Here is a 13881-nt window from a genome sequence, read left to right as displayed (position 1 = left end):
GATTCACCCTCGCGGCGTCAGCGACAGCCAGATCCCGTCCCTGCCCCGCACCGTCAGATGGGCCACAGGCTTGGCGGGTTTGTCCGCCACAAGCGCGAAACGATAAGCGCGCACAAGCATGGACAGGATCAACGGCCCCTCGATCATTGCGAACCCGGCGCCGGGGCAGACCCTCTGCCCGCTGGAAAATGGGATATAGGCGTTGCGAAGGCATGACTTCCCGTTCGCGGTCTGAAACCGGGCCGGGTCGAATGCGTCGGGATCGTCCCACAAGCGTTCATGACGGTGCAGATGCCACGGACTTAGAACAATCTGGCTGCCCTTTGGTACGTCACGCCCTCGGAAGTGTTCTGGGCAGTCCGCTGCGCGCACCATCATCGGCACAGGGGGATAGAGGCGCAACGCCTCGCGAAACACGTCGCGTGACAGGCGCAGGCGCGACATGACCGAAAAATAGATTTTGTCGGGGTCAATCTGTGCCTGCGCCTCCTCCGCGACCCGGTCCTGCCAGTCGGGATACAGCGCCAGAAGATACAGCGCCCACGCCAAAGCAGATGCACTGGTTTCGTGCCCGGCAAGGAAAAAGATTGCCACCTGATCGACCATCTCACCGGTGTCGAACCGCTCATCGGTCTGGGGATCAGTTGTCGTCATAATTTTTGTCGCCAGATCGTTGGGGGCCGTGCCCTGTCCGATCGCGGCCATACGGTCGGCGGTTAAACCCGTGATCAGCCCCCTGATCTCACGTGCTGTCTGTTTGGTCCTGCGACTGTGAAACCGCGGCATCCAGTGCGGCAAGGGCAACAGCGCCCCAAGGTTAAGCACGGGTTGGGCGCGTTGATGTTCGCGAAACTTATCGAAAACCTGCCCTGCGACTTCATGTTCGATGGGGATCGAAAAAAGCGTGCGAAAGATCACATCGGCAGCGGCGTGGCTGGTATGGCCTTCCACCTCAACCGGACGCCCATCTGCCAAAGGTTGCAGGCGATCGACAGCGGACACCGCCGCGTCCCACATGGCAGGAAATACTTCGCGCAGCCGCCCGCCTTCAAAAGCCGGGTCGATGATACGGCGTTGGCGTTTCCAAACTTCGCCATTGGTGACAAAGACCGAGTTGCCCAAAAGCGGTGCAAGCCCCTCGCGAATACGGTCAGATTTCGGGAAATCATCCGGACGTTCTTTCAGCACCAGATCAACCAGTGCGGGATCATTGCACATGTAGCTTCGAAAAAACGGCGTGCGAAATTCCGCCATCCATGCGCGATACAGACGTGCAGGCTGGGCGGATAGTATGTCGCGACGAAACAACTTCGCGTAACGCCACAGCGACACCCGTCCTTCTCGGGACGACGGCTTGGGGGGGATGCGGTCAGTCACGGTGCCATGCTCGTGTATTTCGATACCGGCGTTTCAATTCGGCTGGCCGAAGGGCGGCGGTCGCGATACCGGTCGGCCAAGGTCAACGGACCTGCTGTGATCTGGAAATAGTCGTAGTCGCCAGGTCGGTCAAAGGCGCAGAGATATTGAAAATGCAGTCGGAAAAACCGCCAGCGCAGTTCCTTCCAGCGTGCAGGGCTGAGCGTTTTTGAAAACGCCGCTGAAACAACAAGTGGCCAGTTTTTGCTGTTTTCCGGTGCCACACCAGACACTGCGACGGGATCGCATAACGCAAAGGCGCAACCATCACCGGGGGCGGTCACATCGACCCAGGGGATGCAGTTCTGAACGCTCATGTCATGCAGGTCGCGCCGCAACCGATGTGCATCGGGCAGAAAACTGACCATCGGCACCACTTGCCCAAGGCTGAGAAAGGCCAGCGCAGGCCCATCCTTTGGCACACGCCCTGCTCGCAGTAGATCGGCCAGCACAGACACAGCCAGATGCGCGCCAGAGCTGTGACCCACCACCAACACTTCTTCCACGTCCGAGCACAACGCATCGGCGATTTGGTCGGCAAACAGGCCCATGCGCGTCTCAAGTTTGGGCGGATTGGCCCCTTTCGAGCGTGCGGAGTAGGCGTAGTCGTGCATCAGGTAGTATACGTAAAGCCGGTTATCGACCTTGCGAAACCACTGCAACAAGACGGTCACTGTTGTCGCAAATCCAACCCAATAGCCAATCACCATCGCCTCGGACCTAAGAGTCAGATGTCCGGCGAAAAATGCGGCGACATGGCCAAGGATATGACCCAGTAGCAATGCAAGAACCAGTTGCAGGATCAGCATTCCGACGGGATAGAGCGCCGCAATCACCGGCCCCTTGCGCAGCCGCATCAGTCGCCACAGCGCACCAGACGCTATATAGGTCCATGCCGTGTGCGCCATCAAAAGGTATGTCTGTGCGATGTTCAGCTTCATACTGTCGCGCACGATATCGGCCCAGACCAACACGTCGAACTCGGCTTCAGTCTCAGAACCGTCGATCCGGCCCGTCACCTGCCAGCCATAGGTGCCCGGGCCTTGCCGCCCGATCAGATCGATTTGATAGCCTGATATTGTGGCCTGAGCGGCGCCTTCTTTGCGATAAAGCTCGCGATACCTGCGCGGATGAATTGGGTCATAGCCGGGAATGTAGAACACCCTGCGGCGGCGCACATGTGCGGATCTGTCGGGTGAAGGGGCATCGTTCGGTTTCATGGACCCGGCCTGTCTGCTTCGACCTGCAGACTAGACGGAAAAACAGGCGAAATTAAGCCCTTATCTGGCACGCCAGCCGTCAGCCAAGGGCGGCCAAAGCCGGGAACGTTTCAAGCAACCAATATGAAAAGCGAGAAAAACCTCCGGTCAGCATCATCAACCCGATGGTCCACAGAAGCAGGCCCATGATCCGCTCGATCCGCTCCATGTGTCGCTTCATGAAGTTCATGACACCGGTCATGCGGGGGAAGAATGCGGCAACCAGCAGGAAGGGAATACCCAGCCCCGCAGCATATATGGCCAGCAGCGTGGTTCCCCGTGCGACCGATCCTTCAGACGCGGCCAAAGACAGGATCGCACCCAATTGCGGGCCGATACAGGGTGTCCAGCCAAACGCGAAAGCAAGCCCCAGAAGGTAGGCACCAAAGGCGCTGCCCCCCTGATCTCCGGCGTCCAGCCGCGCCTCGCGGTTGAGGAACGGAATGTTGATCACGCCCAGAAAATGCGCTCCGAAGACCATCACAACGATGCCCGCAAAAGTGGCAAAAAGTGTCTGGTTTTGCAGGAAAAACGCGCCAAAGGCGGACGCCGCAAAACCAAGGAACAGAAAGACGGTGGACAGACCCATGACAAAGAACAGCGCGGCCAGCGTAGCTTTACGCGAAGCACTTCGCCCTTCGCTCATCTCGCCCATGCTGACGCCGGACATATAGGCCAGATAGGGCGGAACGATGGGCAGCACGCAAGGGCTGAGAAAGCTCAGAATCCCCGCAACGAAGGCGATGATCAGGGCAGGCAGAAGGCTTGCATCAATGAGTTCAAATCCAAACATACCCCCACATAGCGCGCCAAATCTGCGCCGTCACCTGCCTGTTTGTCACAACTGCGCGACATATTGGTACACCCGACAGACGGAAGGGCCAATGGACAGAACGGTGCCAAACGCCTATGGGAAGATATGGAATTTGACGACGATCTGGACGCATTGGGGCTGTTGTGTCCCCTGCCGGTTCTAAAGGCACGTAAGCGGTTGAAGTCGCTTGCGAAAGGGCAAGTTCTGCGACTACAGGCGACTGATCCGGCTGCGGTGATCGACGTGCCGCATTTCTGTGCCGAACAGGGTCACGAATTTGTGGGATATGAAGAGCGTGGTCCGGCCACGCACTTCTACATCCGCAAAGGCTAGGCCCAAATAAAAAGGCCGGGCGATGCCCGGCCTTTCTTTTTTCTGCGACTTAGCTGCCCAGTGACCACCAGCCCTTGCGTTTGGGCTTGGGCGACTCTTCCGCTTTTACTTCAGGCTCTGGTGCAGTTGTCGATCCAGCGCTTGCCATTGCGGGTTCCGGCGTTTTCTCGGCGGCTGTTGCGTCATCAACCGCCTCGTCGGCCTTTTTCTTACGCGACGTGGCCGCCCGTTTGCGCGGTGCCTTCTTGGGCTTTTCTTCGGCTTCCGGTGCTGCCTCTTCTGCCGATGCTGCCTCTGCAGGAGCATCCTCTTTGGGCTTCTTGGCCCGCGATTTACGTGCAGGTTTCTTCGGAGCCTCTTCCACGTCGACCTCAGCCGTAGCATCGGTCTCCGCTTCTTCCGCCTTCGCCTTTGTAGCCCGTTTGCGCGGTGCACGTTTGGGCTTCGGCTTATCTTCTGCCTCTACCTCAGCAGACACTTGTGTGTCTTCGGCTGGCGCGTCTGCGGAGACGGTTTCTCCGGCGGTCTCGTCTTCGGACTTCTTGGAGCGACGACGCGGCGCACGTTTACGCTTAGGCTTCTCGTCGGTGTCCTCAGAGGGCGCTTCAGCCTCGGCATCTTTGTCGGAGTCGCTCTTGGACTCATCCGCTGAACCGTTGTCATCGGGCGTATCACCGTTCTGGTTGTCCTGACGGGCATCATCCCCATTGGATGACCGACGACGACGACGGCGACGGCGGCGTTTCTTGGGCTTCTGTTCTTCCTCGGCAGTGTCTTCGGTCACCACTTCGGCTTCTTCCACCTCGTCTATATCGTCCATAAGTGACGCATCAACCGACACGACGGGCGCGGTGGCTTCCGGAACAGTGCGGGTGGCTGTCTTGAACTTCTCGATTGAGTAGTCGGGCGAGATCAGGAATGGATCAGCCTCGATGCGAACGGCCATGCCATAGCGCGCTTCGATCTGCGCTATGTGCTCGCGCTTGTTGTTCATCAGGAAGTTCACGATGCCAACAGGCGCTTTTACCAGAACTTCGCGCGACCGGCGGCGCACGCCTTCTTCTTCCAACTGGCGCAAGATGTTCAGCGCAAGGTTGTCGTCGGAACGGATAAGCCCGGTGCCGTGACAGTGGTTGCACGGCTGGGTCGTCGCCTCGATCATGCCGGGGCGCAGACGTTGGCGCGACATTTCCGCCAAACCAAAGCCCGAGATGCGGCCCACCTGAATGCGCGCGCGGTCGGTTTTCAGCTTATCTTTCAGACGCTTTTCAACCGCGTTGTTGTTGCGACGTTCTTCCATGTCGATGAAGTCGATCACGATCAGACCGGCAAGGTCGCGCAAACGCAACTGACGCGCCACTTCTTCGGCGGCTTCAAGGTTGGTCTTTAGCGCCGTTTCCTCGATCGAGCCTTCTTTGGTGGCCCGGCCAGAGTTCACGTCAATGGCCACCAGCGCTTCCGTCACGCCAATGACGATGTAGCCGCCGGATTTCAGCTGCACCGTGGGGCTGAACATCCCCGACAGATAGCTTTCAACCTGATAACGGGCAAAAAGCGGCATCTGATCCTGGTACAGTTTCACATTCTTGGCGTGGGACGGCATGATCATTTTCATGAAGTCCTTTGCGGTGCGATAGCCTGCTTCGCCCTCGACAAACACCTCGTCGATTTCACGCGAATACAGATCACGGATCGAGCGTTTGATCAGGTTGCCTTCTTCATAAATTTTCGCAGGTGCCGAAGATGCAAGTGTCAGTTCGCGGATTTGCTCCCACAACCGTTGCAGATATTCATAGTCACGCTTGATTTCCGATTTGGTGCGCTTGGCCCCCGCCGTGCGCACGATCAAGCCTGCGCCCTTGGGCACGTCAATCTCGGATGCGATTTCCTTCAGCTTCTTGCGGTCGGCGGCGTTGGTGATCTTGCGGCTGATGCCACCCCCACGTGCAGTGTTGGGCATCAAAACGCAGTAACGACCGGCCAGTGACAAGTAAGTGGTCAGCGCCGCGCCCTTGTTGCCGCGTTCTTCCTTAACGACCTGCACCAGAAGGATCTGGCGCACTTTGATCACTTCCTGGATCTTATAGCGTTTCGGACGCGGTTTACGGCGCGGGCGGATGTCTTCGACAGCGTCATCATCGGCGACACTTTCTATCTGGTCGTCCTTTTCCGATGCGTCCAGCGGTTCATCGTCATCATCGTCATCATCACTGTCATCGTCGGAACTGTCCGACTTGTCCGCTGACACCTCATCCGCATCTGCGACATTTTTGCTATCATCGGCGTTCACGTCATCCTCGGGTTCTTCAACCGGAGTTTCTTCGACGCGTTCCATCGGAGACAGACCTTCAAGGTCATCTTCCTCGCCATTGTTCAGATCAATGACGTCCATGCCTGTTCCGGTTGCTTCGACCTCTTTGGTTGCCACCGCATCATCGGACTTAGCCTCTTCCGCCTTAGAGCGGGACCGGCCACGCGACCGGCGACGGCGTGATTTGGGCTTTTCCTCTTCCTCGGCCATTGCTTCGGCATAGGCGCGCTCTTCTTCCAAAAGCGCCTCGCGGTCCGCGACCGGGATCTGATAGTAGTCGGGATGGATCTCTGAGAAAGCCAGAAAGCCGTGGCGATTGCCGCCGTAATCCACAAACGCCGCCTGCAACGAGGGTTCGACCCGCGTCACTTTGGCTAGATAAATGTTGCCGGCTAGTTGGCGTTTGTTTTCCGATTCAAAGTCAAATTCCTCGACCTTGTTTCCGTCCACCACCACAACGCGGGTTTCTTCCGCGTGGGTGGCGTCGATAAGCATCTTCTTGGGCATATGTTCTTTCCGCACCCCAAACGCGTGCCCTTCCAGGCGGAAGCGCACGATTTTCGGGGTGTCTTGTCAGGGCGAAGCGATGCGTGGGATACGGCAACAAGGTCAGGGGCTTGCGCCCCGCCTTCTGTGTTAGCTCGTTCCTCTCGCGCATCATCGCGTTTCTTCTCCGGTCGCGCTTGCGGGTTCTGGAGTGGCCAGAAACCCGTGCACGGCCCATTCTTATGCCCGGTCTGTTGTCAGACTTCGGGCGGATTTTCAGACCCAGAACAAAGACCTTGTGGGCTCTACCGTTCTTGATCGTCAATTTCGCGCTCTGGCAGCCAGCCCATTGTCGGGCGCGTTCCAAAGCATTCTCGGCTTGTTTAGCCCCGGCCTGCGGCATTGGCCATCATTCGGTCAGCAAAACAACGAAACTCTCGTCAGTGGTCGGGCGCGGACGCGCGATCCACCGTAGATGGACCATACGTGGTCCGGGGTTGGAATGACAATGGGCAAAATGCACATCCGAACAGATGAACGGCGTGTGCAAGGTGTCAAACCGCCCGGATACACACCAGACACCCTTGCCGCGCCACCATCAGCACCCTTGCTAGTATAGGCCACCGGAGGACAGCGATCCAAAATCTGCCTTGCCGGGAACAACCACAGTTTTACCCGTCGAGGTCTGAACCTTTGTCGTGCCTTCGTCGGTTTCACCGCGATTGAACATGGGCAAATTGGCCCCCATCGCGAACCCACCGTCGAACATCACGCCAAACAGCGGCTCTTCCCCATCACGGAAATACTCGGCGACGACGTGATCACCCGAGGCGTCTGGCGGCAGGCGTGCGCCGGTGAAGCGGTCGATCTTGATGAAATGCCCACCCGGCGGCACCTTGAATTCACCGCCACCATATTCCTTGATCGCCTCAAGCATAAAACGCTGGAACACCGGACCGCACATCCCGCCACCAGACGTTCCGGGCATGGATCGCGGGCGATCATAGCCAACATAGCATCCGGCCACGATATTCGAGGTAAAGCCAATGAACCAGGCGTCATGCTCATCATTGGTTGTGCCTGTCTTCCCGGCTGTTGGGACGGGCAGGTTGACGACACTGCGGGCAGTGCCGCGTTCAACAACGCCGCGCATCATCGAGGTCAGCTGGTAGGCGGTGATGGCGTTCATCACCCGTTCACGGTCCGATACGATCGCGGGTGCCTGACCAACGGCAAGCGTCGGGTCGTTGCAGTCGGTGCACTGGCGGTCGTCATGACGATAGATGGTCTTGCCCCAGCGGTCCTGCACCCTGTCAACCAGCGTGGGTTCCACCCGCTCGCCGCCATTGGCAAACATCGCGTAAGCCGCGACCATGCGGAAGAGCGTCGTTTCCTCGGCCCCCAGAGAGTTCGCCAGAAACTGGTTCATCCGATCATAGACGCCGAACCGTTCGGCATAGCCCGCCACGGTATCCATGCCGATTTCCTGCGCCAGACGCACGGTCATCAAGTTGCGCGACTGTTCGATCCCGGTGCGCAAAGGCGTTGGCCCGTAGAAGCGGTTGGAATAGTTCTTAGGGCGCCAGATCTTGCCCCCCGCAACCACCTCGATCGGTGCGTCGATGACGATGGTAGCAGGCGAAAAGCCACTATCCAGCGCGGCGGCATAAACGAAAGGTTTGAAGCTTGACCCCGGTTGGCGCGTGGCTTGAGTTGCACGGTTGAACACCGAATGCTGATAGCTGAACCCGCCCTGCATCGCCAAAACACGGCCAGTGTTGACGTCCATTGCCATAAAGCCGCCCTGCACTTCCGGCACCTGACGCAAGGTCCAGCGAATGAAACTACCGTCATTGTCGCTGGTCATCTGGCGCACATGGACGACCTCGCCCACTTTTACCAGATCACCGGCGACTTGCGCCTTCCGCCCCAGGCTGCCGTCTTCCTCGCGTCTGCGCGCCCAAGTCACGTCTTTGGCGGGGATCCAGTGCCCATCTTCATCCTCGTCCACACCTTCGATACCAATTCGTGCATCACTGCTGCCGACTTCCAAAACAACCGCTGGAGACCATCCTTCAATGTCGCGTGGGAACTTTGTTTCGGCCAGTGCGGCACGCCATGCCGCTTCGTCGCCCAACACTTCTTGCGGCAAAGTCACACCGCTGGGCCGCCAAACCCCCCGGCTGCGGTCATAGCCTTCCAGCCCGATGCGCAGGCTTTTGGCCGCCACATCCTGTAAGTCGGGGTCGACAGTCGCGCGCACGGTCATGCCGCCGGTGAAGAACTCTTCTTCTCCAAAGTTACGACTTAACTGGCGACGAATCTCATCCGAGAAGTAATCGCGTGGAGGCAAGGCCTGCCGGAACGCGGGAAAATCGCCGTTCTGGACCGACCGCAAGGGCTTCGCCACCTCGGCGTCATAGGTTGCGCGATCCAGATATCCGTTCTGGAACATCTCGCGCAGAACATAGTTGCGGCGCGCCAGCAACCGATCCTTTGCGCGCACCGGGTGAAAGTTGCTGGGCGCCTGTGGCATCGAGGCCAGTGTTGCGGCTTCGTGCGGCTCAAGCTCGTCCAGCGTCTTGTTGAAATATGTCTGCGCCGCTGCTGTCACACCATAAGAGTTCTGGCCCAGAAAAATTTCGTTCAGATACAGCGCCAGTATCTCATCCTTCGACAGAGTGCTTTCCAGACGCACCGACAGAATCAGTTCCTTGATTTTTCGCTCAGCCGATCGTTCCGAACTGAGCAGGAAGTTTTTCACAACCTGCTGCGGAATGGTGGACGCACCGCGCAGCTTGCCCCCGCGCGCCGCTTCAATGGCGGCCGCTGCAATACCACGAGGGTCGAAACCGGCATGCGTATAGAAATTTTTATCCTCGGCCGAGATGAACGCGTTCTTCACGAGCGCCGGTATCTCGTCCGCCGGGGTGAACAGGCGACGTTCGCGGGCGAACTCGTCCATCAACTGCCCCTCGCCGGAATAGACACGGCTGATGGTGGCGGGCGTATAATTGGCCAGCTGCTCGTGGCTGGGCAAGTCTCTGGAATACATCCAGAAAACACCGCCGATCACCAGCGCCGCCATAAATATGGTCAGCGTAATGCCGGTAAAAACGGCACCAAAAATGCCAAGAATGAATCTGATCACGCGCGCGTCCTTTGAAAACTGCTTCCTTCCTATAAAGGCACCGATGGGCCGGGTCAAAACCCCTTGGCGGGGAAAATCGGCCATTTTGCGCCCTTTAGTACTGCTCGCTGCCTGAGCGACCGGGGCGGATTGCAACTGCCCTGCCTGCACCCTATGTCTTGACCCAAACACAAACCCGGAGGTCCGATGCTTACCACCCTTCCCTTCCCCGTCCGCGATGCCAATGCACAAACCGGTGATATACCACTTGAAGGGCTGCCTGAATGGGATCTGAGCGACCTCTATACCGCCGAAGACGCGCCAGAACTGACGCGCGATATGGACTGGCTAGAAAAAGCTTGTGCCGATTTTGCCGGGACCTATCAGGGTAAACTGTCCGATTTGGACGCCGCTGGGATGCTGGGATGCATAGACGCCTACGAAAAGATTGACCTAATCGCAGGACGCATCATGTCATTTGCCGGTCTGCGGTATTACCAGAAAACCACCGACGCCGACCGCGCTCAGTTCTTGCAGAATTGCCAGGAAAAGATCACCGTGTTCACTGCGCCGTTGGTGTTTTTCTCGCTGGAGGTGAACCGTATCGACGATGCGGTTCTGGAGGGTTGGCTTGCCGATAACGCCGCCCTTGCCCGGTACAAACCAATCTTCGACCGCCTGCGTGCAATGCGTCCCTATCAGCTTTCAGATGAACTGGAACAGTTTCTTCATGACAAATCTTCGGTCGGGGCGTCAGCTTGGAACACCTTGTTCGACGAAACAGTTGCGGGGCTTCTGTTCACTGTGAACGGCGAAGAGCACGGGCTGGAAGCCACTGCCAACCTGCTGACCGACAAGGACCGCGCCACACGGGAAGCGGCCAGCCACGAAATCGCCCGTGTTCTGGGTGAGAATATCAAGTTATTCTCGCGCATTCACAATACCTTGGCGAAAGAGAAAGACATCGAGGATACGTGGCGCAAGATGCCGACACCACAGACCGGGCGTCACCTTGCCAACCACGTCGAACCCGAAGTGGTCGAAGCGTTGCGCAACGCCGTGGTCGCCGCTTATCCGCGCCTGAGCCACCGGTATTACGAACTAAAGCGCAAGTGGTTGGGGCTGGATGTGATGCAGGTTTGGGACCGCAACGCCCCCCTGCCAATGGAAGACGACAAACTTGTTGATTGGCCGAACGCGGAGAAGATCGTCATGGACGCCTATGCCGACTTCGACCCGCGCATGGCCGAAATTGCCAAGCCGTTTTTTTCAGATGGGTGGATCGACGCGGGTGTAAAGCCAGGCAAAGCACCGGGCGCTTTCGCACATCCGACCGTCACGAACGTGCATCCCTACGTGATGCTGAACTACTTGGGAAAACCGCGCGACGTTATGACCCTCGCTCACGAGTTGGGTCACGGTGTCCATCAAGTGTTGGCCGCAGATCAGGGCGAGCTGTTGTCGTCCACACCGCTAACGCTTGCGGAAACCGCATCCGTCTTTGGTGAAATGCTGACCTTCCGCAAACTCTTGAGCGAGGCCAAGAACACCGCCGAAAAGAAGGTGATGCTGGCCGGCAAGGTCGAGGACATGATCAACACGGTCGTCCGTCAGATCGCGTTTTATGACTTCGAATGCAAAATGCACGACGCACGTGCGGATGGCGAGTTGACCCCTGATCAGATCAACGACATCTGGATGAGCGTTCAGGGCGAAAGCCTTGGCCCGGCGTTCGACTTCATGGACGGGTATGAGACATTCTGGGCCTATATCCCGCACTTCGTCCACTCCCCCTTCTACGTCTATGCCTATGCGTTCGGCGATGGCTTGGTGAATGCGCTTTACGCCGTTTACGAAGAAGGCGACGACGACTTTCAAGACAAGTATTTTGACATGCTGAAAGCGGGCGGTTCAAAACATCACAAAGAGCTTCTGGCCCCGTTCGGCCTTGATGCCTCGGACCCAAAATTCTGGGATAAGGGGCTGGCAATGATCGAAAGCTTCATCGATGAACTGGAAGCGATGGAAGACTGAGTTTCCCCCACTGGCACAGCACAGCAAGGCGCGGACTCCTCTGCGCCTTGATTTTTCTATCATCCCGTCTGCACAAGCTCTCGGTTAGGCAGGCTCTGGCTGATACGATAGACGCGCCTTACGACGAAAAGTGCGCAGACCCACAACCGCCAGCAATGCGCTTAACAGCAAGACAAGCCCAGCGGGCAACGGTACCGGGGCCACGGTTATTTCGTAGTAGCCGAACGCAAAAACCGTTCCCAGATCGACCGCGTTAAAAGCCGCATAGGCCGGCGGGATGAGCGGATCGAAGGCCGTTTCGAATTCCAAGACACAGTTACCCACAGGACAACCGGGACCTGCGATTGAGTTGCTGAAATACCCAAACTGACTGCCCGCCGCCGAAATGTCGTTACTGACAGGGTCATAAAGCGGCGGCATCGCCGCATCTGGCGTATCGAATGTGACCCCTGCCAAGGTGATAGAGAAGTCAGACACAGCCCCCCCGCCCATCGGCGCGGTGAACGTGGTGTTTTGCCCTCCCATCGCGATGTTATAAGTGACGGTTGCAGCAGTGGCAGGCGCAGCCAACACCCATATGACAAGTAGTGCGACGAATTTGACCGGAGCAAAATTGAAAATAGATTTAGAAAAAAGGTGTTTCATTGAAGTTTCTCCTTCTGAAAACACCTGTCATCATATCATTGTTTACAAAAATCTCCAAATTGAGCCAGAACGTTGCGTTGTCGCAAAAACGCCGCCAATCATTCACTGATTTCGGGCGTTCCTGTTCGCTTTGGGAAATGCCTTCCCGTTCACTTCAATTGGCTGTCTTTCGACCCTCGCCGATTGAACCCCGGGCGCGATCTAAAAGCTGCATCCCGTTCCTGCATACAGTCGATACACAACTTGACGCCCGGAATGGCCGTTCGCCTTGCCTCGGGGATTTCTTCTTCACATTCGGCGCAATGGGTGCGGCTTTCGCCCACCGGCCCCTTGTTGGCCTGCATCCGCTTCAACTCGTCCTGAATGGACGCATCAATCTGTTCTTGAACCGCGCCATCACGCGCCCAGCCACCAGCCATGTCGCCCTCCGTCAACCTATGCCCACAGCCACATCAAATACGCGATCAATCATCGCCTGAGTGCCACGAGAAAACTCCAGCGGGCACGGGTAATCCACACCGTCGCGCACTGTTCGGCCAAAATTTTCGACCTGTAAGATATAATGGTTAGCGCGAGGCCAGCTTTCAATGGTCCGGGTGCCGTCAGGACGCCGCACCTCAAGCTCGGCCTGCCCAAAAACGCCCGGATTGAATGGCGCGGTCAGCCGGATTTGCCCGTCATCGCCTTGAAAGACAACTTCTTGCCGTGGGCTTAGACGCATGGAGGTGATCGCCGAATAAGTGAACCGCCCCAACCGTCCTTCCATCTGGCCCACCACATGCGCCCAAGTGTCCACACCGTTTTCAGTCCTGATGCGGGCAGATATCTCGGCAGGCTCGGCCCCAGTCACAAACCGCACCGAGGAATATGTGTAGACGCCAATATCGCGGATCCCGCCACCGCCAAGGTTGGGATCGTTGCGCACATTCTGGGTATCTTCCCTGTTGTCATAGCTGAACACCGTGTCGACATGATCAATCTGACCGATGGCACCCGACCGCACCAACTCGCGGGCGCGTATCCATTGGGGATGATGCACGATCATATACGCTTCAGCGATCAGAAGCCCCGTTTCGTCACGCAAAGCGATCAGATCGTCGATTTCATCTGCTTTCATCGCGATTGGTTTTTCAACCAGCACATGCTTACCCGCCCGTGCTGCTTTTTGCGCCCATTCCACATGCAATGTGTTGGGCAGCGGGATATAGATCGCATCTATCTCCGGGTCCGTTAACAGCACGTCATAGCTATTGTGAACTTTAAGTTCAGGATTAAGAAATTTGAATTCTTTAGACTTTTCAACATTTGATGTTGCAAGAGCTGCGAGCCTGGCATTTCCAGCGGAGTGGATCGCCGGTCCCATGTGGTTGCGCGCGAAATTCGACGCACCCATTATGCCCCAGTTCAACACATCACCCATGTCCCATCTCCCAAAAACAATGACCGACCCAGC

At 57.4% G+C, this 13881-nt stretch carries 10 protein-coding genes; 2 read left to right on the top strand and 8 right to left on the bottom strand.

Going from position 1 to position 13881, the window contains the following annotated elements; translation table 11 throughout:
* Positions 1 to 3: 3 nt before the first annotated feature.
* From MWU51_RS05065 to MWU51_RS05055, 3 genes are all read right to left on the bottom strand, one after another.
* Positions 4 to 1377, bottom strand: a complete 1374-nt coding sequence (locus MWU51_RS05065; RefSeq protein WP_247035280.1) for a cytochrome P450 — start codon at positions 1375 to 1377, stop codon at positions 4 to 6.
* Positions 1374 to 2636, bottom strand: coding sequence for a hypothetical protein (locus MWU51_RS05060; protein ID WP_247035279.1), 1263 nt, complete (start codon positions 2634 to 2636; stop codon positions 1374 to 1376). Before MWU51_RS05060 ends, MWU51_RS05065 begins: the two co-directional genes overlap by 4 nt.
* Before the next feature lie 79 nt (positions 2637 to 2715).
* A complete protein-coding gene (locus MWU51_RS05055) occupies positions 2716 to 3468 on the bottom strand; it encodes a cytochrome c biogenesis protein CcdA (RefSeq protein ID WP_247035277.1) in 753 nt (250 codons plus the stop codon).
* 126 nt (positions 3469 to 3594) lie between these two features.
* Between MWU51_RS05055 and MWU51_RS05050 the strand changes: the two genes are divergently transcribed.
* Complete coding sequence (locus tag MWU51_RS05050; protein ID WP_247035276.1) at positions 3595 to 3822, top strand: sulfurtransferase TusA family protein; 228 nt, start codon at positions 3595 to 3597, stop codon at positions 3820 to 3822.
* Positions 3823 to 3871: 49 nt separating this feature from the next.
* Here the strand turns inward: MWU51_RS05050 and MWU51_RS05045 are convergent, their stop codons facing one another.
* On the bottom strand, positions 3872 to 6640 hold the full coding sequence (locus MWU51_RS05045; RefSeq protein ID WP_247035275.1) for a ribonuclease E/G: 2769 nt from the start codon (positions 6638 to 6640) through the stop codon (positions 3872 to 3874).
* Positions 6641 to 7229: 589 nt separating this feature from the next.
* Complete coding sequence (locus MWU51_RS05040; protein ID WP_247035274.1) at positions 7230 to 9770, bottom strand: PBP1A family penicillin-binding protein; 2541 nt, start codon at positions 9768 to 9770, stop codon at positions 7230 to 7232.
* A 186-nt stretch (positions 9771 to 9956) separates the two neighbouring features.
* On the opposite strand from MWU51_RS05040, the gene MWU51_RS05035 reads away from it, so the two are divergent.
* Positions 9957 to 11783 carry a M3 family oligoendopeptidase gene (locus MWU51_RS05035; RefSeq protein WP_247035273.1) on the top strand — a complete coding sequence of 609 codons (1827 nt, stop codon included), beginning with the start codon at positions 9957 to 9959 and terminating at the stop codon, positions 11781 to 11783.
* A gap of 84 nt (positions 11784 to 11867) precedes the next feature.
* On the opposite strand, the gene MWU51_RS05030 is transcribed toward MWU51_RS05035, so the two are convergent.
* From MWU51_RS05030 to MWU51_RS05020, 3 genes are all read right to left on the bottom strand, one after another.
* Entirely contained in the window at positions 11868 to 12428 is a 561-nt protein-coding gene (locus tag MWU51_RS05030; RefSeq protein WP_247035272.1) for a hypothetical protein, read from the bottom strand.
* A 149-nt stretch (positions 12429 to 12577) separates the two neighbouring features.
* Positions 12578 to 12847 carry a DksA/TraR family C4-type zinc finger protein gene (locus MWU51_RS05025; RefSeq protein WP_247035271.1) on the bottom strand — a complete coding sequence of 90 codons (270 nt, stop codon included), beginning with the start codon at positions 12845 to 12847 and terminating at the stop codon, positions 12578 to 12580.
* Between the two features lie 11 nt (positions 12848 to 12858).
* Positions 12859 to 13848: a Gfo/Idh/MocA family oxidoreductase gene (locus tag MWU51_RS05020; RefSeq protein WP_247035270.1), complete on the bottom strand. Its 990-nt coding sequence runs from the start codon at positions 13846 to 13848 to the stop codon at positions 12859 to 12861.
* Positions 13849 to 13881: the final 33 nt, after the last annotated feature.

The organism is Aliiroseovarius sp. F47248L, assembly GCF_023016085.1.
In the GTDB taxonomy this organism is placed as follows: domain Bacteria; phylum Pseudomonadota; class Alphaproteobacteria; order Rhodobacterales; family Rhodobacteraceae; genus Aliiroseovarius.
This window is presented reverse-complemented; position numbering and strand designations above follow the sequence as displayed.

Coding starts and splice junctions, on each gene's coding strand:
- MWU51_RS05030 (WP_247035272.1), bottom strand. CDS start 12,428: ATGAAACACCTTTTTTCTAAATCTATTTTCAATTTTGCTCCGGTCAAA.
- MWU51_RS05060 (WP_247035279.1), bottom strand. CDS start 2,636: ATGAAACCGAACGATGCCCCTTCACCCGACAGATCCGCACATGTGCGC.
- MWU51_RS05055 (WP_247035277.1), bottom strand. CDS start 3,468: ATGTTTGGATTTGAACTCATTGATGCAAGCCTTCTGCCTGCCCTGATC.
- MWU51_RS05045 (WP_247035275.1), bottom strand. CDS start 6,640: ATGCCCAAGAAGATGCTTATCGACGCCACCCACGCGGAAGAAACCCGC.
- MWU51_RS05025 (WP_247035271.1), bottom strand. CDS start 12,847: ATGGCTGGTGGCTGGGCGCGTGATGGCGCGGTTCAAGAACAGATTGAT.
- MWU51_RS05035 (WP_247035273.1), top strand. CDS start 9,957: ATGCTTACCACCCTTCCCTTCCCCGTCCGCGATGCCAATGCACAAACC.
- MWU51_RS05050 (WP_247035276.1), top strand. CDS start 3,595: ATGGAATTTGACGACGATCTGGACGCATTGGGGCTGTTGTGTCCCCTG.
- MWU51_RS05020 (WP_247035270.1), bottom strand. CDS start 13,848: ATGGGTGATGTGTTGAACTGGGGCATAATGGGTGCGTCGAATTTCGCG.